The organism is Mycobacterium sp. (assembly GCF_008709575.1).
Lineage (GTDB): Bacteria > Actinomycetota > Actinomycetes > Mycobacteriales > Mycobacteriaceae > Mycobacterium.
The window spans coordinates 1-19,065 of sequence record NZ_VYIK01000069.1; the positions used below are offsets into that span (position 1 = coordinate 1).

Annotated in this window: 17 protein-coding genes and 1 pseudogene; 14 read left to right on the plus strand and 4 right to left on the minus strand. The window is 67.4% G+C overall.

Features of this window, described 5'->3' with window-relative positions; translation table 11 throughout:
• The 8 genes and pseudogenes from F6Q13_RS14535 to F6Q13_RS14570 all read left to right on the plus strand — a co-directional run.
• A pseudogene (locus F6Q13_RS14535) lies at positions 1–741 on the plus strand (hypothetical protein); the annotation flags it as partial.
• A 145-nt stretch (positions 742–886) separates the two neighbouring features.
• Positions 887–1,198, plus strand: a complete 312-nt coding sequence (locus tag F6Q13_RS14540) for a WXG100 family type VII secretion target (RefSeq protein ID WP_293057801.1) — start codon at positions 887–889, stop codon at positions 1,196–1,198.
• Positions 1,191–1,481, plus strand: coding sequence for a WXG100 family type VII secretion target (locus F6Q13_RS14545; protein ID WP_293057806.1), 291 nt, complete (start codon positions 1,191–1,193; stop codon positions 1,479–1,481). The genes F6Q13_RS14540 and F6Q13_RS14545 overlap by 8 nt, the downstream gene beginning before the upstream one ends.
• 52 nt (positions 1,482–1,533) lie before the next feature.
• Entirely contained in the window at positions 1,534–2,172 is a 639-nt protein-coding gene (locus F6Q13_RS14550) for a ComF family protein (protein WP_293057809.1), read from the plus strand.
• Between the two features lie 265 nt (positions 2,173–2,437).
• The gene (gene raiA, locus F6Q13_RS14555) at positions 2,438–3,127 is read left to right on the plus strand and encodes a ribosome-associated translation inhibitor RaiA (protein WP_293057812.1); all 690 of its coding nucleotides are present in this window, start codon (positions 2,438–2,440) and stop codon (positions 3,125–3,127) included.
• Between the two features lie 132 nt (positions 3,128–3,259).
• Positions 3,260–6,097, plus strand: coding sequence for a preprotein translocase subunit SecA (gene secA / locus F6Q13_RS14560; RefSeq protein WP_293057815.1), 2,838 nt, complete (start codon positions 3,260–3,262; stop codon positions 6,095–6,097).
• Between the two features lie 320 nt (positions 6,098–6,417).
• Complete coding sequence (locus tag F6Q13_RS14565) at positions 6,418–6,900, plus strand: cation:proton antiporter regulatory subunit (protein WP_293057818.1); 483 nt, start codon at positions 6,418–6,420, stop codon at positions 6,898–6,900.
• A gap of 3 nt (positions 6,901–6,903) precedes the next feature.
• Positions 6,904–8,061 (plus strand): cation:proton antiporter, encoded by a 1,158-nt coding sequence (locus tag F6Q13_RS14570; protein WP_293057821.1) that lies wholly within the window; start codon positions 6,904–6,906, stop codon positions 8,059–8,061.
• A gap of 17 nt (positions 8,062–8,078) precedes the next feature.
• On the opposite strand, the gene F6Q13_RS14575 is transcribed toward F6Q13_RS14570, so the two are convergent.
• Positions 8,079–8,594, minus strand: a complete 516-nt coding sequence (locus tag F6Q13_RS14575) for an Rv3235 family protein (protein WP_367141295.1) — start codon at positions 8,592–8,594, stop codon at positions 8,079–8,081.
• A 170-nt stretch (positions 8,595–8,764) separates the two neighbouring features.
• Here F6Q13_RS14575 and F6Q13_RS14580 point away from each other — a divergent pair, with 170 nt between their 5' ends.
• From F6Q13_RS14580 to F6Q13_RS14600, 5 genes are all read left to right on the plus strand, one after another.
• The gene (locus tag F6Q13_RS14580) at positions 8,765–10,171 is read left to right on the plus strand and encodes a wax ester/triacylglycerol synthase family O-acyltransferase (RefSeq protein ID WP_293057827.1); all 1,407 of its coding nucleotides are present in this window, start codon (positions 8,765–8,767) and stop codon (positions 10,169–10,171) included.
• A 102-nt stretch (positions 10,172–10,273) separates the two neighbouring features.
• A complete protein-coding gene (gene ppk2 / locus F6Q13_RS14585) occupies positions 10,274–11,071 on the plus strand; it encodes a polyphosphate kinase 2 (protein ID WP_293057845.1) in 798 nt (265 codons plus the stop codon).
• A 9-nt stretch (positions 11,072–11,080) separates the two neighbouring features.
• On the plus strand, positions 11,081–11,590 hold the full coding sequence (locus tag F6Q13_RS14590) for a hypothetical protein (RefSeq protein ID WP_293057829.1): 510 nt from the start codon (positions 11,081–11,083) through the stop codon (positions 11,588–11,590).
• A 62-nt stretch (positions 11,591–11,652) separates the two neighbouring features.
• A complete protein-coding gene (locus F6Q13_RS14595; protein ID WP_293057832.1) occupies positions 11,653–12,753 on the plus strand; it encodes a ferredoxin reductase in 1,101 nt (366 codons plus the stop codon).
• 81 nt (positions 12,754–12,834) lie between these two features.
• Positions 12,835–14,142 carry a fatty acid desaturase gene (locus F6Q13_RS14600; RefSeq protein ID WP_293057834.1) on the plus strand — a complete coding sequence of 436 codons (1,308 nt, stop codon included), beginning with the start codon at positions 12,835–12,837 and terminating at the stop codon, positions 14,140–14,142.
• Here F6Q13_RS14600 and rsgA read toward each other — a convergent pair.
• Positions 14,116–15,096: a ribosome small subunit-dependent GTPase A gene (rsgA, locus tag F6Q13_RS14605; protein ID WP_293057837.1), complete on the minus strand. Its 981-nt coding sequence runs from the start codon at positions 15,094–15,096 to the stop codon at positions 14,116–14,118. The genes F6Q13_RS14600 and rsgA overlap by 27 nt on opposite strands.
• The gene (gene aroA, locus F6Q13_RS14610) at positions 15,093–16,376 is read right to left on the minus strand and encodes a 3-phosphoshikimate 1-carboxyvinyltransferase (protein WP_293057840.1); all 1,284 of its coding nucleotides are present in this window, start codon (positions 16,374–16,376) and stop codon (positions 15,093–15,095) included. The genes rsgA and aroA overlap by 4 nt, the downstream gene beginning before the upstream one ends.
• Before the next feature lie 36 nt (positions 16,377–16,412).
• Here aroA and F6Q13_RS14615 point away from each other — a divergent pair, with 36 nt between their 5' ends.
• Positions 16,413–17,180: an SOS response-associated peptidase gene (locus F6Q13_RS14615; RefSeq protein WP_293057847.1), complete on the plus strand. Its 768-nt coding sequence runs from the start codon at positions 16,413–16,415 to the stop codon at positions 17,178–17,180.
• Between the two features lie 37 nt (positions 17,181–17,217).
• Here F6Q13_RS14615 and F6Q13_RS14620 read toward each other — a convergent pair.
• Positions 17,218–19,065, minus strand: a 1,848-nt coding sequence (locus F6Q13_RS14620) for a PecA family PE domain-processing aspartic protease (protein WP_293057843.1), incomplete at its 5' end; no start/stop codon positions are given.

The window sequence follows — 19,065 nt, forward strand, 5'->3', positions numbered from 1 at the left end:
ACGCTGAGTGGGTTGCTGGGTGATTTGCCCAGTGTGGGCTCGACGACGCTGGGTGCCCTGCTGGGCGACGTGGGGTTGAGCACCACGACGCTGAGCGCGCTCCTGGGTGACCTGCCGAGTCTGGGCAACATGACCCTGGGGGGCCTGGTGAGCGACCTGCTTGGCGATGTGTCGTTGAGCGGCCTGCTGGCTGATTTGCCGAGTGTGGGGGACACGACGCTGGGTAGCCTGCTAAGCGACGTGGGTCTCGGTGATGTGTCGTTGAGTGGCCTGCTGGCTGATTTGCCGAGTGTGGGCTCGACGACGCTGGATAGCCTGCTGGGCGATGTGGGGTTGGGCAGCACGACGCTCAGCGGGCTACTGAACGAATTGCCAAGTCTGGGCGACACCAGTGTGAATGCGCTGCTCTCCGACCTGGGCGTGGGTGCCACGACCTTACCGGCGTTGCTGAGCGACCTGGGTTTGGGCAGTCTCAGCCTCGACGGCCTGCTCAACGATCTCGGTCTGCTCGACTCGAATGTGGTCAACGTCAAGATTGCGTCGTTGGACGGTCTGGTGTCGGCCCTGGTGAAAGACCTGCCCGACCAGATCCAACGAGCGCTGGCCGCAGCCGAACCCGGTGCTGCCATCACAGACGCCACGACGCTCTTCCCCGCGGCATCCGATCTTCCGGCCGCACTGGGCGCCGACCTGCTCCCGCAGCTCAATACCGTCTGGTTGGATCTGGCCGGAGCCTTGTGATCCCAGCCAGTCGTGTGGCGGGCCGGTCGCTGCGTCGATGCGGTCGGGGCTGGCCGCATCTGGTTTGGGTCGGTATGCGACTGCGCCGAATCAACCCGCCGGGGTGAATTGTGGTCCGCGGAGGCGCTGGCTAGGGTTCGCTGCTGTGGAGCCGGACAGGCTGGTGCGGGTTGATCCCGCGGCGATGCAGAAGTTCGCAGCGGCATTAGAGGGCGCCGCCGAGGATTTGCGCAGTCGATTGAGCCAGCTCGATGATCAGGTCGCAGAGATGGTAGCCGGCTGGCACGGGGGCGCCGGCAGCGCTTACCGCTCGGCCTGGCAGCGGTGGCATCGCGGGGCCGTCGAGGTGCAACAGGGTCTGACCCTGATGGCCAGGGCGGCTGGTCTGGCCGGGCTGGATTTTGCGAGCAACGAGTCGGCATCGGCGGCGACGGTCCAGCGGCTTGGCGATGTCTGAGACGTTTCGGGTGGACCCGGAGGCGTTGGCCGATGCGGCGGCACGCATGGGCGAGTATGCGCGCTACGCCGAGAGCATGGTGAGCGAAATCGAATCATTGATCGCTCATGTACACGTGACCTGGTCGGGGGAGGCTGCGGATGCTCATCGCCGGGCGCATCGGCATTGGGTCGGCGGTGAGGCCATGATGCGCGCGGGGCTGGCGCAATTGCGGGCCGCGGGTACCACAGCGCACGCCAATTACACCAGTGCGATGGCGGTCAATCTGGACATGTGGTCCTGAACGGATATCGCCGCCGTCGGCGGCTGTCACCGCTCGGTATCACACTGCACACGTGCTCGATCTCGTTCTCCCACTGGAATGCGGCGGCTGCGGTGCGCCGTCGACGCGCTGGTGCGCCGCCTGTGCCGCCGAGCTCGCGGTAGGCCCGGAGGCGCCGCGGGTGGTGACACCGCGGATCGACCCGGGCGTGCCGGTGTTCACCCTGGGGCGCTACGCCGGGTCGCGTCGTCAGGCGATCGTGGCCATGAAAGACCGCGGCCGCACCGACCTGATAAACCCGCTGGCGCGTACGCTGGCCGTCGGCATCCACCGGTTGTTGACCTGGAGACTGCTCGATGTCCCGCTGACGGTGGTCCCGGCGCCGACCCGCCGCACCGCCGCACGCCGCCGCGGCGGCGACCCGGTCACCCGGATGGCGGCCGTTGCCGTGGCGCGCCATCCCGACATCGCCGTTACCCCGGCGCTGCGGCTGACGGCGCTGGTCCGCGACTCCGCGGGCCTGGGCAGCGCCGAGCGGGAGCGCAACATCGTCGGCCGCGTCGTACCGACGCGGCGACGTCCGCCGCAAGGCGGCGAGGTTCTGCTCGTCGACGACATCGTCACCACCGGCGCGACCGCCCGCGAATCGGTGCGCGTCTTGCACGCTGCCGGCGCGCGAGTGGTCGCTGTACTGGCGATAGCCGCGGCGTGAACCGATCGTGAAGAACTCGCAACGCGAAAGTACTGGCACATCTACTTACCCACGGCTACGGTCGGATTCAAGTAACCGGTAGCTAGCCGATACAGCCTCACCGCGGCGCAGTGCCGCCGCAGCACCGACAAGGGTTAGGAGGTGAGTTCCTCGACACCTTGCTCCGGCGGCCGGTCAGCCCGCGAAGGGAAGCCCCGCCGGTCACACGTATCCGAAAGTCGGGCACGCCTCGCGCGTGCGAAGCGAGAGAAACGAGTTGGCAAGTATGTCAAGGCAAACCGTGGATTCCGGTCAGCTTCTGGACCAGCCGCCGGCCGACGCCGGCGAGCACACCGAACCGACCCCGCGTGCCGAGGTCGTCGTCAAGGGCCGCAACGTCGAGATTCCCGACCACTTCCGCGTTTACGTTTCGCAGAAACTCGCCCGCCTGGAGCGATTCGACCGGACCATCTACCTGTTCGACGTCGAACTCAAACACGCGCGCAACCGGCGTGAGCGCAAGTCATGTCAGCGCGTCGAAATCACCGCTCGCGGGCGCGGGCCGGTGGTTCGTGGGGAGGCCCGGGCCAACAGCTTCTACGCTGCGTTCGAGGCGGCGGCCGACCGCCTGGAAAGCCGGCTGCGCCGCGGCAAGGATCGTCGCAAAGTCCACTATGGCGACAAGACCCCGGTTTCACTCGCTGTTGCCACCGCTGCGGCAATTCCCCCGCAAGAAGCGCCGGACGACGCGCAGAGCCCGCCGTCCGACCACGGCAGCGTCAACGGCTACCACGAGCCGGGCCGGATCGTGCGCACCAAGGAGCACCCGGCGACGCCGATGTCCGTCGACGATGCGCTCTACCAGATGGAGCTGGTGGGCCACGACTTCTTCCTGTTCCTCGACAAAGACACCGAACGACCTTCGGTGGTCTACCGGCGGCGCGCCTACGACTATGGCCTGATCCGACTGGCCTGATCCGACTGGCCTGATCCGACTGGCCTGATCCGACTGGCCTGATCCGACTGGCCTGAGGCAACCGGGTTATTGCCGGCTGGTCACCTAGGATGGAGGACACCACAGACTCCGATCCCTAGGGGATAACAAGCCGTGCTGTCAAAGTTGCTGCGCCTTGGTGAAGGTCGCGCGGTCAAGCGCCTCAAGCGGGTGGCCGATTACGTCAATACGTTGTCCGACGACGTCGCGAAGCTCACCGACGCCGAGCTGCGGGCCAAGACCGACGAGTTCAAAAAGCGGCATACCGACCCGCACAACCCCGAAAGCCTCGACGACCTGCTACCGGAAGCGTTCGCGGTCGCCCGGGAAGCGGCCTGGCGGGTGCTCGACCAACGTCCGTTCGACGTGCAGGTGATGGGCGCGGCGGCGCTGCACTTCGGCAACGTGGCCGAGATGAAGACCGGCGAAGGCAAGACCCTGACCTCGGTGTTGCCGGCCTATCTGAACGGGATCGGCGGCAAGGGCGTGCACATCGTCACCGTCAACGACTATCTGGCCAAACGCGACAGCGAGTGGATGGGCCGCGTGCATCGCTTCCTCGGTCTCGACGTCGGGGTGATCCTCGCCCAGATGACGCCCGACCAGCGGCGCGTCGCCTACGCCGCCGACATCACCTACGGCACCAACAACGAGTTCGGCTTCGACTACCTGCGCGACAACATGGCCCACTCCCTCGACGAGTGCGTCCAACGCGGCCACAACTATGCGATCGTCGACGAGGTGGACTCGATCCTGATCGACGAGGCCCGCACGCCGCTGATCATTTCCGGTCCGGCTGACGGATCGTCCAACTGGTACACGGAGTTCGCGCGGCTGGCCCCGTTGATGGAAAAGGACGTGCACTACGAGGTCGACTTGCGCAAGCGTACTGTCGGTGTGCACGAGCGCGGGGTGGAGTTCGTCGAAGATCAGCTCGGCATCGACAACCTCTACGAAGCCGCCAACTCGCCGCTGGTCAGTTACCTCACCAACGCGTTGAAGGCCAAAGAGCTCTTCCATCGCGACAAGGACTACATCGTCCGAGACGGGGAAGTGCTCATCGTCGACGAGTTCACCGGCCGGGTGCTGATCGGCCGCCGCTACAACGAGGGCATGCACCAAGCCATCGAGGCTAAAGAGCACGTGGAGATCAAGGCCGAGAACCAGACCCTGGCCACCATCACCCTACAGAACTACTTCCGGCTCTACGACAAGCTGGCCGGGATGACCGGCACCGCCCAGACCGAGGCCGCCGAGCTGCACGAGATCTACAAGCTCGGGGTAGTGCCCATCCCGACGAACAAACCGATGATCCGCACCGACCAGTCGGACCTCATCTACAAAACCGAAGAAGCCAAGTACATCGCGGTCGTCGACGACGTCGCCGAGCGCTACCAGAAGGGCCAGCCGGTGCTGATCGGCACCACCAGCGTGGAGCGCTCGGAGTATTTGTCGCGCCAGTTCACCAAACGCGGCATTCCGCACAACGTGCTCAACGCCAAGTATCACGAACAGGAGGCGAGCATCGTCGCCGAGGCCGGGCGGCGCGGCGCGATCACCGTGGCTACCAACATGGCCGGCCGAGGTACCGACATCGTGCTGGGCGGCAACGTCGACTTCCTCACCGACAAGCGGCTACGTCAGCGGGGGCTGGATCCGGTGGAGACGCCTGAGGAGTACGAGGCGGCCTGGCATGAGGAGCTGCCCAAAGTCAAAGCTGAGGCAAGCGCCGAGGCCGCAGAAGTGATCGCCGCCGGCGGGCTCTACGTGCTGGGCACCGAACGGCACGAATCCCGGCGCATCGACAACCAGCTACGGGGCCGTTCCGGTCGTCAGGGCGACCCGGGTGAGTCGCGTTTCTACCTGTCGTTGGGTGACGAACTCATGCGTCGTTTCAACGGCGCGGCGCTGGAAATGCTGCTGAACCGGCTGAATCTGCCCGATGACGTGCCGATCGAGGCCAAAATGGTGACCCGTGCCATCAAGAGCGCCCAGACCCAGGTTGAACAGCAAAACTTCGAGGTCCGCAAGAACGTCCTCAAATACGACGAGGTGATGAACCAGCAGCGCAAGGTGATCTACGCCGAGCGGCGCCGCATCCTGGAGGGCGAAAACCTCAAGCAGCAAGCCCTCGACATGATCCGTGACGTGATCACCGCCTACGTCAACGGCGCGACCGCCGAGGGCTATGCCGAAGACTGGGACCTGGGCAAGCTGTGGGAGGCGCTGGGGACCCTGTATCCGGTCGGGATCGACCACAAGGACTTGTTCGATTCCGACGCGGTCGGCGAGCCCGGTGAGCTCACCCGTGAGGAACTGCTCGACGCGTTGATCGAGGACGCCGAACGCGCCTATGCGGCGCGCGAGGCCGAGATCGAGCAGCTGGCCGGCGAAGGCGCCATGCGTCAACTGGAACGAAACGTGCTGCTGGGCGTCATCGACCGCAAGTGGCGCGAGCATCTCTACGAGATGGACTACCTCAAGGAGGGCATCGGCCTGCGCGCAATGGCCCAGCGGGATCCGCTGATCGAGTACCAGCGGGAAGGCTACGACATGTTCATGGGAATGCTCGAAGGCCTCAAAGAAGAGTCGGTGGGCTTCTTGTTCAACGTTGCCGTCGAGGCGGTGCCGGCGCCCGCCGTAGGTCCGATCGCCGAGCCGGAGGGCCTGGCAGAGTTCGCCGCCGCAGCGGCCACCGCTTCGCAACACCGCAACGCCGGAGCATCCGCGGTTCGGCGCGCCGCGCCGACGTCGTTGCGCGCCAAGGGGCTCGAGAGCGACTCGCCCGCGTTGACCTATTCGGGTCCGGCGGAGGACGGCTCGGAGCAGTTGCAGCGCAACGGCGCTGGTGCAGAGCCGGCAGCGGCCGGGGGCAGTCGACGTGAGCGGCGGGAAGCCGCGCGTCGGCAGACCCGCAACGGCAGACACGGGAAACCACCCAGACGCCGCTAGGGGCGTGGGTCAGTAACACGGCGGGCGGGCTGGGCGGTTTATCGGCCGGTGCACGCGATGATGGGGTGTGCCTGATGATCTCGATAGCGGCGGATTGTTCGAAGTTGAGCCCGTCGAGCGGGTAGGATTCTCCGGCGGTGAAGCCGCCGGCGGACAAGACCTTCTGGGGCCGTGAGTATGCATCCCAGGCGTCGAGTGTGACTTCCGGGCGGCGACACGCCGACGGCCGCTCCACGCCGCTGGGTGACAGCGGCGAAACGCCGACCCGGTAACCGGGGATCTGGTGCACCACCGGTATTCATCGGTGCAAGGATGACCGCATGGACGTCAAAGAAGTGCGTCTGCCCAGCATCGGTCGACGCTACGAATTCACCAGCCATGACGGCGAGCGGATCGGCATCGTAGCGCGACGCAGCGGTGACTTCGAGGTCGTCCTATATGCCCACGACGACCCCGACCAGGCCCGGCCGGTGTTTCGACTCACCGACGACGAGGCCGAGGCGGTCGCTCAGATTCTGGGTGCGCCGCGGATCGCCGAGCGGTTCACCGAACTCACCCGAGACGTGCCCGAGCTGGACGTCGGGCGGGTGCGCGTCCCGGCGGACAGCCCGTTCGTGGGTCGCCCACTCGGCGACACCCAGGCGCGCAGCCGCACCGGTGCGTCGATCGTGGCGATCGTGCGCAACGACGAGGTACTCGCCTCGCCCAGCCCGGCCGAAATTCTGCAGGCCCGGGATGTTTTGTTGGTGATCGGCACCGAGGAAGGCATCGCCGGGGTCGAGCAGATCGTCGCCAAAGGCTAGGCCGTGCAGGTTGCTGTCGCGCCGATGCTGCAGCTCGGCGCGCTCCTGACGGTGCTTGCAGTGCTGGGCGGGGCCGCGCGCCGGTTCGCCTTGTCGCCGATACCGGTGTATCTGCTGGCCGGCTTGTCGTTGGGCAACGGCGGCATCGCTTCGGTGGCCGCGGCCGGTCAATTCATCAGCACCGGCGCGCCGATCGGGATCGTGCTGCTGTTGCTCACGCTGGGTCTGGAATTTTCGGCCGTCGAGTTTGCCAGCAGCTTGCGTCGTCACGTGCCGTCGGCGATGGTCGACGTCGTCCTCAACGCACTGCCCGGCGGGCTGGCCGGCTGGTTGCTGGGCGTCGACGGTGTTGGTGTCCTGGCGCTGGCCGGCGTCACCTACGTGTCGTCGTCGGGGGTGATCGCCCGGCTTCTGGAGGATCTGCACCGAGTCGGCAACCGCGAAACCCCGTCGGTGTTGTCGGTCTTGGTGCTCGAGGATTTCGCGATGGCGGCCTACCTGCCACTCGTCGCAGTACTGGCTTCCGGCGGCAGCTGGCTGCATGCGATGGTCAGCACGGTGGCCGCGGTGGCTGCCTTGCTGGCGGCGTTCGCCGCGTCGTTTCGGTGGGGTCACCACGTCGGCCGGCTGGTCACCCACCCGGATTCCGAGCAGCTGCTGCTGCGGGTGCTCGGTATCACCCTGATCGTGGCGGCGATGGCCGAATTCGCGCATGCCTCGGCGGCGGTCGGCGCGTTTCTGGTCGGACTCACCTTGACCGGCGACACCGCTGACCGTGCCCGCAAAGTGCTGGGACCGCTGCGTGACCTGTTCGCCGCCGTCTTCTTCCTGGGCGTGGGACTGGCGGTTGACCCCGAGCATCTGCTGCCCATGCTTCCGGTGGCGCTGGCACTGGCTGCGGTCACCGCACTGACAAAGATGGCCACCGGGATCTTCGCGGCCCGGCGGGACGGGGTCGCGCGGCGCGGGCAGTTGCGCGCCGGCACCGCCCTGGTCGCGCGGGGCGAGTTCTCGCTGGTGATCATCGGTCTGCTCGGCACATCGATCCACGGCGTGGCCGCGTTGGCGACCGGGTACGTGTTCGTGATGGCGACCATGGGTCCGCTGGCGACCCGGTTCGTCGGTGGCCCGCCGCCGGTCGCGGCTGCCCGGTTCGGATAGCCGCGGTTGGGGGCCGGTCAGCCGATGTGCAGGGCGACCACCTGCCACCGGCCCTCCGTGGCCTGTTCGATGCGGCAGGCGATAGCGTGAACGCGGCCCCCGCGACTGTATGTCCCGAACACCTCGGCGGCGAGTCGATCGGGCCGGCTGACCTCCCGCACGCGCACCCGACGCAACACCGCCGCCGCGCCGCCGTCAGCCGCGAGCCGGCAGGATACGACCCGGTTGGCCGCGAGCACCGAATCGACCAGGCCGGTAGCCAGCAGGCCTTGCAGCTGTGCCGCCGGACGGCGGCGGTCAAGCACTTCCAGCACGCGGCGCAGCGCCGCGTCGGCGAACATGGCGGCCTGTCGCATCGGCGCAGACATCCCCGTTCGTCGGCTCGGACGCGGTGTGGGTGGGTGGGGAGTGGAGCGTCGCGGCGCTGCGGTCCACTGTGACCGACACTGCCGCACGTCGCGGAGCGGGGGTTCGTAGTCGACGACCGGTCTCACGCTGCGCACAGCACTCTCCAGGGCTTCTCGCGCGGCGATCGGCCGCGCTTGGTCAACGGGCAGGCCTGCGGGAGAGCGGCAGACGATCGATCATCGCACATCTGCGCCGTTCGGGTGTGCGGGCTGCGCGACAACAGCGCACCGGTTACCGTGAGCGACAGGTCGACGACGTAGGCGGAATTGCCAAGGAACCAAAAGAGAGAGGCGATGTGAGGCGGCTGTCCACATCCGACGCGTCCTTCTACCAGTTGGAGAACACCGCCACCCCGATGTATATCGGCTCGTTGTCGATCCTGCGTCGACCGCGGGCGGGGCTGAGCTACGAGACGCTGCTGCGCACTGTCGAGCAACGGCTGCCCCAGGTCCCGCGCTACCGGCAAAAGGTCAAAGAAGTCACGTTGAACCTTGCCAGGCCGGTGTGGATCGACGACCGCGACTTCGACATCACCTACCACGTCCGGCGCTCGGCGCTGCCGTCGCCGGGCAGCGACGATCAGCTGCACGAGTTGGTTGCCCGACTGGCCGTCCGACCGCTGGACAGGACTCGGCCGTTATGGGAGATGTACCTGGTCGAAGGATTGGCGAAAAACCGCATCGCCCTTTACACCAAGTCGCATCAGGCGCTGACCCACGGCCTGAGCGCGCCGGAGATCGCCCACGTCATCACCGACCGGTCGCGGCGTCCAGCGCCGGTCGAGGACGATATCTGGGTGCCTGGCCGCGACCCGGGTCCCACCCGGCTGCTGGTAGGCGCGATCACTGACTGGGTTACCCGCCCGCGCGCGCAACTACGCGCGGTCGCTTCCGGTGTCACCGCCCTGGCGACCAACTCCGGGCAATTCGCCGACGCCGGGCGGTGGCTGTTCGGCGTCGCCCGCACGCTGGCGCTCGGCAGCGCCCCCAGCAGCCCGCTCAACGCCGGTGCGTCACGCCAGCGCCGATACACGGTCGCGCGGGGACGACTCGACGACTACCGAGCCGTGCGGAAGCGCTATGAGTGCGACGTCCACGACGTCGTGCTGGCAGTGATCGCCGGTGCGCTGCGCAACTGGCTGCTGTCCCGCGGCGAGGCGGTGGACTCGACCGCGACGGTGCGAGCACTGGCGCCGCTGCCGGTCTACGCCGAGCAGACGTTCGACGCAGCGGGTCGACGCGAGGCGATCCCGCAGGCAGCACCGTTCCTGGTCGAACTGCCGGTCGGAGAGGGCAATCCCGTCGTGCGGCTGTCCCAGATCGCGCACGCCACCGAATCGACTCCGACCGCGGCTACTCTGGTCGATGCCCGGACCATCCTGACCCTGCCGGGTTTCGCGCCGCCAACGTTGCACGCGATGGGGATCCGGGCCGCGACCGGCTTGTCTCCGCGGCTTTTCAACGTTTTGATCACCAATGCGCCTGGTGCCCAGTCCCAGATATACCTTGCCGGGGCGAAATTGCTGGAGAGCTACGCGGTCCCGCCGCTGCTGGGCAGGCAGGTGCTGGCGATCGGCGTGACGTCGTACAACGGCGCGCTGTATTTCGGTATCAACGCCGACCGGGAGGCGATGAGCGATGTCGAGATGCTTCCCGGGTTGCTGAGCGAATCCCTTGAGGAGTTGCTGGAAGCAGCACGCTAAGATGGCGCGAAAAGAATTACCATTCGAGCTGTGAGTAAGAAAAGGGCCAACGCCGCGTCCGGAAAAGCGAAGAAGACTGGTCGGGACAGGCCGAGGCCTCGGATTTCTGATGCCGTCTACGAGGCTGAATTGCTGCGGCTACAAACAGAATTCGTCAGGCTGCAGGAGTGGGTGCGGCATTCCGGGGCGCGGGTTGTGGTGATCTTCGAAGGCCGGGACGGGGCAGGCAAGGGTGGCACGATCAAACGGATCACCCAATATCTCAATCCGCGTGTTGTCCGTATCGCGGCACTGCCGGCGCCCAGTGAACGTGACCGGGGCCAGTGGTACTACCAGCGCTACGTCGCGCATCTTCCCGCCAAGGGCGAGATGGTGCTGTTCGACCGCTCATGGTACAACCGTGCCGGTGTCGAGCAGGTGATGGGCTTTTGCACGCCCCAGGAGCACGCGCTGTTCCTGCGGCAGACTCCGATCTTCGAGCAACTGTTGATCGACGACGGTATCTTGTTGCGTAAGTATTGGTTTTCGGTATCCGAAGAAGAGCAACTACGCCGGTTCAAGGCTCGCTTGAATGATCCATTGCGGCAATGGAAGCTGTCGACTATGGATCTGCAGGCGGTGTATCGGTGGGAATACTATTCCCGGGCCAAGGACCAGATGATGGTGCACACAGACGTCCCAACCAGCCCGTGGTACATCGTGGAATCCGACATCAAGAAGCATGCCCGGCTGAACATGATGGCGCACCTGTTGTCCACGATCGACTACCACGAGGTGGCGATGCCGAAAATCACGCTGCCGGCGCGCCCAGTCGTCAGCGACAATTACCGGCGGCCGCCCCGGGAGCTGGCAACGTATGTCGATGATCATGTCGCGACGTTGATCGCTGCAGGCGGCTGACCGGAACACATGATGCGGGTGTACATCCCGGCGACTTTGGCCATGATCGCGCAACTTGTCGCCGACGGAGTGCTGTGGCCGGTGAACGGGACCGCCTTCGCGGTGACACCAGCCCTGCGCGAGGGCTACGCCGCGGGCGACGACGACGAACTCGGCGAGATCGCGCTGCGGGACGCCGCGCTCGCCTCGCTTCGGTTGCTGGCCACTGACTCGACCGCCAAGCTGCCGCCGCGGCGCGCGGTGGTGGTCGCCGACGTAGCCGACCCGACGACCGTGAGTTTGCGTCCTGATCTCGACGACGCCGTCGTGCGACTGGCCGCCCCGGTGGGGATCGGAGCCGTCGTCGCCGCGTTCGTCGACACCGCTGCCGCCGAACCGGCCGTCGTGGCGGCGATCGACGCCGTCGATGCGGCCGACCTGGGTGATGAGGACGCCGAACTGACCGTCGGGGATGCCCAGGACCACGATCTGGCCTGGTATGCGACTCAAGAGCTACCGTTTCTGGTGGACCTGCTCTGAGACGTGGATACGGACCCGTAGGTTACGCTACCGTAGGCCGCGACCGAGCAGGAGTCTCCTCGATGAACAAGTACTTCGCGAATATTGCGGGCGCGGACCGGCACCCGGGTTGGCACGCGTTGCGCAAGCTGGCGGCACGGATCACCACACCACTGCTGCCCGACGACTACCTGCAGCTGGCTAACCCGCTGTGGTCGGCGCGGGAATTGCGGGGTCGCATCCTTCAGGTCCGGCCAGAGACCGACGACTCCGCGACGCTGGTCATCAAACCCGGCTGGGGCTTTAGTTTCGATTACCAGCCCGGTCAGTACATCGGGATCGGGGTCCTGGTCGACGGCCGCTGGCGATGGCGATCGTATTCGCTGACATCGACCCCGGTCGCCGGTGGGCGCACCGTGACCATCACCGTGAAGGCGATGCCCGAGGGTTTCGTCTCCACCCACCTGGTCGCCGGGGTAGCGCCCGGGACGATCGTGCGCCTGGCCGCACCACAGGGCAACTTCGTGTTGCCCAATCCGGCGCCGCCGGCGATGTTGTTCATTACTGCCGGGTCGGGCATTACCCCGGTGATATCGATGCTGCGTACCCTGGTGCGCCGCGACCAGATCACCGACGTGATCCATCTGCATTCGGCACCCACCGCCGCAGACGTGATGTTCGGCCCGGAGCTCGAGCAGCTGGCCCGCGACCACCGCGGATACCAACTGCGGCTGCGCGCCACCCGCAGCCAGGGCCGGCTCGATGTGGGGCAGCTCGACACCGAAGTCCCGGACTGGGGCGCGCGGCAGACCTGGGCGTGCGGACCCGAAGCCCTGTTGCGGGCGGCCGAACGCGCGTGGTCGGCCGCCGGGGTCGCCGATCGGCTGCATCTCGAGCGGTTCGCGGTTTCGCGTGCGGCGCCGGCGGGCGCGGGGGGCACGGTCACCTTCGCCAAGAGCGGCAAGACCGTCGTCGCCGACGCAGCGACGACGTTGATGGAGGCCGGTGAGCGGGCCGGGGTGCGGATGCCGTTCGGCTGCCGGATGGGAATTTGCCAGTCTTGCGTGGTCGCCTTGGTGGACGGCCACGTCCGTGACCTGCGATCGGGGGTCGAGCGCGAACCCAACAGCTCGGTCCAGACGTGTATTTCGGCGGCATCCGGCGATTGCGTCTTGGATATCTGATGGCTACCCAATAGTAACCTACGGTTTCGTAGGTTACGATAGCGTAGGTCAGTGTCCGCAAGACTGCAGGAAGGCACGACGATGGCTATCACGGACGTCGCGGCATTCGCCCATCTGACGGAGGCCGATATCGAAAACCTGGCTGCCGAGCTGGACGCCATCCGCCGAGACATCGAAGACTCGCGGGGCGAGAAGGACGCCCGGTACATCCGCCGCACGATCGCCGCCCAACGTGCGCTGGAGGTCGCCGGCCGGGTGTTGTTGGCAGCCAGTTCGCGGCGGTCGGCCTGGTGGGCCGGTGCGATCACGTTGGGGGTGGCCAAGATCATCGAGAACATGGAGATCGGCCACAACGTCATGCACGGCCAGTGGGACTGGATGAACGACCCCGAGATCCACTCCACGACGTGGGAATGGGACAACCTCGGGGCGTCCAAGCACTGGCGCTACACCCACAACTTCGTGCACCACAAATACGTCAACATCCTGGGCATGGACGACGACGTGGGCTACGGCATGCTGCGCGTGACCCGCGATCAGCGCTGGAAGCGCCACAACCTGTTCAACGTGCTGTTCAATGCGCTGCTGGCGGTCATGTTCGAGTGGGGAGTCGGGCTGCAGCATGTGGAGATCGGCAAGATCGTCAAACACCGCGCCGATCAGGAGGAATCCAGGCGCCGCATCGACGAGTTCGTGGCCAAGGCCGGCCGCCAGCTGTGCAAGGATTACGTGGCGTTTCCCGCGCTGACCGGACTGTCCCCGGCAGCCACCTACCGGTCCACCCTGACCGCCAACGCGACCGCCAACGTCATTCGCAACGTCTGGGCCAACGCCGTGATCTTTTGTGGTCACTTTCCCGACGGCGCGGAGAAATTCAGCAAGACCGACATGATCGGCGAGTCGAAGGGTCACTGGTATCTGCGCCAGTTGCTCGGCAGCGCCAACTTCGACGCCGGACCGGTGCTTCGGTTCATGAGCGGTAACTTGTCTCACCAGATCGAACACCACTTGTACCCCGATCTGCCCAGCAACCGGCTCGCCGAGATCTCGGTGCGGGTGCGTGAACTCTGCGACAAATACGACTTGCCCTACACCACCGGCTCGTTTCTGGTGCAGTACGCCAAGACCTGGCGCACGATCGCCAAGCTGTCGCTGCCGAACAAATATCTGTGCGACACCCCTGATGACGCACCCGAGACGCGCAGTGAGCGGATGTTTGCCGCGCTGGAGCCCGGCTTCGGTGGCCCCGATCCGGAGACCGGGCGCCGCGCAGGCCTCAAGACCGCCATCGAGACGGTGCGCGCGTGGCGACGCGGCCGGCGCGCGGCGGCACGGACCGCCGGTACCGGGCTTGCCGCTGGACTATCCCTGCCGCAGGACGGCCAGTAGCCGCCTCGCGGCGGTCACTCGCCGAGCCGCGGGACCGGTCAGTGTGTCCAGCGCGCAGTCCGGGTCGGCGGGCGGCCCCATGTGCCCGCAGCCGCGCGGGCAATGCTCGATGGCTGCGGCCAAATCGGAAAATGCCAGCACCACGTCGTCGGGCTCGATATGGGCCAAACCGAACGAGCGAATTCCCGGGGTATCGATCACCCAACCACCGGTCGGCAGCGGCACTGCCGCCGATCGTGTGGAAGTGTGCCGGCCCCTGCCGATTTCGGTGACTTCGCCGACGGCCCGCTCCGCCGCCGGCACCAGACGATTGACCAAGGTAGACTTGCCGACCCCGGAATGTCCCAGCAGCACCGTCACTTTCCCGGTGAGCAGTGGGGCGACGACGTCGAGCGGATCGTCGCGGCCGGCGGTAACCACGGTGAGGTCGAGGTCGACGAACTGCCCGGCGAACGGCTCGGCCGGCGCCAGATCAGTTTTCGTCAGGCACAGGATCGGTGTCAGCCCACCGGCGTAGGCCGCGATCAAGGCCCGGTCGACCAGGCCGGTGCGGGGAGGCGGGTCGGCCAGGGCGACCACGATCAGCAGCTGATCGGCGTTGGCAACGACCACTCGCTCAGTCGGGTCGGTGTCATCGGCGGTGCGCCGCAACACCGTTCGGCGCGGCCCGCGCCGAACGATGCGGGCCAGGGTGCCCGGCCGGCCGGAGAGGTCGCCGACCAGATCGACGTCGTCACCGACCACGATCGGGGTGCGGCCGAGTTCCCGCGCCCGCATGGCGGTTACCCGGCGACCCGGGTCGCCGCCCAGCACGCAACCCCAACGGCCGCGATCGACGCTGACCACCATGGCGGCCTGGGCGTCGGCGTGCCCGGGGCGGGTCTTCGTCCGGGGCCGCGAGCCCCGGCCCGAGCGGACGTGGGCATCGGACTCGTCGTAGTCACCGGGCCTCAACCGTCGGACCCCGCGACCATGTCCGCCCACAGCCGCGGAAATTCCGGCAGGGTCTTGGCAGTCGTGGCGATGTCGTCCACCTCGATCCCGGCCACTCGCAGGCCCACGATCGCGCCGGCCATCGCCATCCGGTGATCGGCATACGCGTGCCAGGTTCCGGGTCGCAGCGGTGTCGCAGTGATCACCAGTCCGTCCGGTGTTTCCCGGCAGTCGCCGCCCAGCCGGTTGATCTCGGTGCTCAAGGCGGCGAGCCGGTCGGTTTCGTGGCCGCGCAAATGGGCGATGCCGGTCAGCCGCGACACCGAGCCCGGCACGGCCAGCGCTGCTAACGCCGCGACCGCCGGGGTGAGCTCCCCGATGTCGCGCAAGTCGACGTCGAAACCCCGGTAGCTGCCCGGGCCGTGCACCTCGAGATAGGAATCCTTCTTATCCACAACGGCATCGAGTCGCCGCAGGACGCCGATTACGGCGCCGGCGGGTTGAACGCCGGCCGCCGGCCAGTCGGTGATGCGCACAGTGCCGCCGCTGACCGCGGCGGCCGCCAGAAACGGGACGGCGTTGGACAGGTCTGGTTCGATGGCCCAGCGGCGGGCCGCGACCGGACCGGGCCGCACCACCCAGCGGTTGGGCTCGGAGTCGTCGACGTCCACCCCGGCCTGGCGCAGCATCGCCACCGTCATCGCGATGTGCGGTGCCGACGGCAGGACCGCCCCGGTGTGCTGCACGGTCAGGCCCGCGCGAAACGCCGCCCCGGACAATAACAGCCCGGAGACGAACTGCGACGACCCGGAGGCGTCGATGGCCACGGTGCCGCCGTCGACCGATCCGCTGCCGTGCACGGAAAACGGCAGGCCGTCGCCGTCGACATCGACGCCCAGGCCGCGCAATGCGGCCAGCAACGGCGCGATCGGCCGGGCCCGGGCCTGTTCGTCGCCGTCGAAGGTGACCCTCGCGGTACCCAGCGCGGCCAGCGGCGGCACGAACCGCAGCACGGTGCCGGCCAGGCCGCAGTCCACCCGGGTCTCCGGAGCAGGGTTGATGTGCCCGCTCACGTTCAGCTGCGATCCCGGACCAGTGACGTGTAACCCCAGCGCGCCCAGCGCGGCGATCATCAGCTCGGTATCCCGGCTGCGCAGCGCGCCGTTGATGGTTGAGACGCCGCCGTGTGCGGCTGCCAGCGCCGAAAGCACCAATGCCCGGTTGGTCTGGGACTTCGAGCCGGGGACAGTCACCGTCGCCGTGATCGGTGACGGCGCGGTGGGTGCCGGCCAGGTGCTCACTCGTCCATCATGGCGTGTCCTGGAACGATGGACGGCGTGTGTGGGCGATTCGTGATGACGATCGACCCGGCCGTGCTGGCCGAGAAGATCCAGGCGATCAACGAGGCGGTGCAGGTTTCCGGGGAGGCCGCCTGGGGGCCGAACTACAACGTCGCGCCCACCGCCACCATCGTGACCGTGGTTCGCCGCCATGACGAACCGGAGGACGAGCCCACCCGGCGGGTGCGGCTGATGCGCTGGGGGATGGTGCCGCCCTGGGTCAAGGCAGGACCCGACGGCGCGCCGGAGGCAAGAGGCCCGCAGCTGATCAACGCCCGCGCCGACCGGGTGACCACTTCGCCGGCATTCCGCTCGAGCGCAAAGTCCCGGCGTTGTCTGGTCCCGATGGACGGCTACTACGAATGGCGCGCGACCCCCGAATCCGGGAAGACCCGAAAGACGCCGTTTTACCTCTACCGCGAGGACGGCGAGCCCCTGTTCACGGCCGGGCTGTGGTCGGTGTGGAAGCCGCAGGGCGCCGCCGGGGACGTGCAGCCGCTGCGCAGTTGCACGATCATCACCACCGATGCAGTCGGCGAACTCGCCGAGATCCACGACCGGATGCCACTGCTGGTGGCCGAACGTGCTTGGGACCGCTGGCTAGACCCCGACGCCCCGCCGGATCCCGGACTGTTGACCGGCCCGCCCGACGTGCGCGGCATCCGGATGCGGGAGATATCGACACTGGTCAACAATGTGCGCAACAACGGGCCTGAGCTGATCGAGCCGGTCGAAAGGCAGTCCGAGCAGTCGACGCTGTTCTGAGCCGTCTAAGCCGAAGACGCGTGCGTTAGTCCGGCAGTCAGTAATCAAAGGTTGTCGTCCCGAAACCGCTGGGGCTTTGCCCGATGTAGACCGGTCCGAGGTCGAAGGGCGTATTGCCGGTACTGGTGAAGTCCGTCGTAACCGTTGGCCCGTCCGTCGCGGTCGTTGTGTAGGAATACAGCAGGGTTTGACCGTTGTCGGCGTAGAACGAAATGGTCGTCCCGGCCGGCACCGTTCCAGTGGTCTGACCGGTGTCAAGCACCGCAGACGGGATAAATCCGTAGATACCACCGGAATCGATGAAGACGGAGGGCACGCGTGTGAGCGGCCCGCCATTGACCTGCACGTCCAGGGAGGCGATCGGCGAGCCGGCGACCGAAATATCCCCCGGCAGCGAGTTGGGGCCCAACTCCAGGGCACCGGCGGATTCGTCGATGAGCGCGCCCTGATTGAGAGTGCCCGGCAATGCTGTGATCACGGTGCTGGTGCCCGGATAGCCATCATTGGGCCCAATGCCCAAAACGCCGTCAATGGTGACGCCAGGCGCATAGGTGTTGAAAATCCCATCCCAATAGGCACTGAAATCGGTCGCCGAATTCGTGGTGAGGACGTCGACCGCGGTCGGCGCAGTGGTGAGTCCGTGGCCGAAGTTCACTGTCGTGTCATAGGTGTCGTAAAAAAGCACCGGCGAGTTGCCGTATATGAACCCACCCGAGAAGACCTCGGAGCCCAGCGGGGTCTGCGCGCCGACGTATTGGGGTTCGATAACCAAACCGGTGGATCCGGTGTCAACCAGCACAGGTACCGTTGGTCCGCCATTGACCGAGACGTCGGCTATCGGGAAAGGACCATCGGTCGTCAGCGTCACGGTTTGGTTTTCCACGGTCGGGGTGCCGTCGCTGCCGCCGGATGCGCCGATGCCGCCGGCGCCGTTGACGCCCGGCGAGCCGACCGGGCCGCCGCTGCCGCCGGTGCCGCCGTTGCCACCATTGCCGCCGATGCCACCATTGCCGCCGACGGCGCCGACGCCCGCATCACCGCCGTCGCCGCCGTCGCCGCCGTCGCCGCCGTCACCGCCGTGCGCGTCAGAACCGACGTATGCGGCGCTGCCGCCATCACCTGCGTTGCCGCCGTTGCCCCCCCGACCGCCGTGGCCACTGGTGCCGCTGTCGGCGCCGATTCCGCCTGCTCCTCCGTCTCCGGCGGTGCCACCCGCGCCGCCGTTGCCGCCGTTTCCGCCGTCCATGCCTTGGATGTAGCCGTCGGTGCCGTTGCCGCCGTTCCCGCCGACACCGCCGTGGCCCCCGTTTCCTCCGGTGCCGCCGGCAAAGCCGTTAGCGCCGTCACCGCCGTTGCCACCAGAGCCTGCGGCGCCGCCGATGCCGCCGTTCCCGCCCGTCCCGACGACATCCGGTCCGTCGAGGCCAGGCCGGTCGTAGTAGCCGTTGCCGGGTGCGCCGCCCGGGCCGGCGGCTCCGCCGTTGCCGCCGTCGCCGCCGGCACCGCCACCGCTGTCGATGCCGCTGCCGCCGGTACCGCCGTCGCCGCCGGCGCCGCCGTTGCCACCTGGCCCGCCATCCCCGTTGGACCCGTACAGGGCGTAGCCCGACTGGTTGGCCTCACCGCCCTGGCCGCCGTGGCCGCCCTGGCCGCCGTTCCCGCCGGCGAAGCCCGGGTGGTCGCCCGGTACGCCGTTGGCGCCCTGGCCGCCGTGGCCGCCCTGGCCGCCGACGCCCCCGTTACCACCGCTGCCGAAGTACACACCGGAGTGAAGTGTCTTTTCAGGGCCGGGGCTGCCGCCGTTTCCACCCGCACCGCCGGCGCCCCCGTTGCCGCCGTCGCTCGCCGGGCCCCCGGCCCCGCCGGCGCCGCCGTCGCCACCGGG

Excerpts from the sequence above, each read along its gene's own strand:
- F6Q13_RS14595 (WP_293057832.1), top strand. The coding sequence starts at position 11,653 with ATGAACAAGTACTTCGCGAATATTGCGGGCGCGGACCGGCACCCGGGT.
- F6Q13_RS14600 (WP_293057834.1), top strand. The coding sequence starts at position 12,835 with ATGGCTATCACGGACGTCGCGGCATTCGCCCATCTGACGGAGGCCGAT.
- F6Q13_RS14545 (WP_293057806.1), top strand. The coding sequence starts at position 1,191 with ATGTCTGAGACGTTTCGGGTGGACCCGGAGGCGTTGGCCGATGCGGCG.
- F6Q13_RS14590 (WP_293057829.1), top strand. The coding sequence starts at position 11,081 with ATGATGCGGGTGTACATCCCGGCGACTTTGGCCATGATCGCGCAACTT.
- F6Q13_RS14565 (WP_293057818.1), top strand. The coding sequence starts at position 6,418 with ATGGACGTCAAAGAAGTGCGTCTGCCCAGCATCGGTCGACGCTACGAA.
- raiA (WP_293057812.1), top strand. The coding sequence starts at position 2,438 with ATGTCAAGGCAAACCGTGGATTCCGGTCAGCTTCTGGACCAGCCGCCG.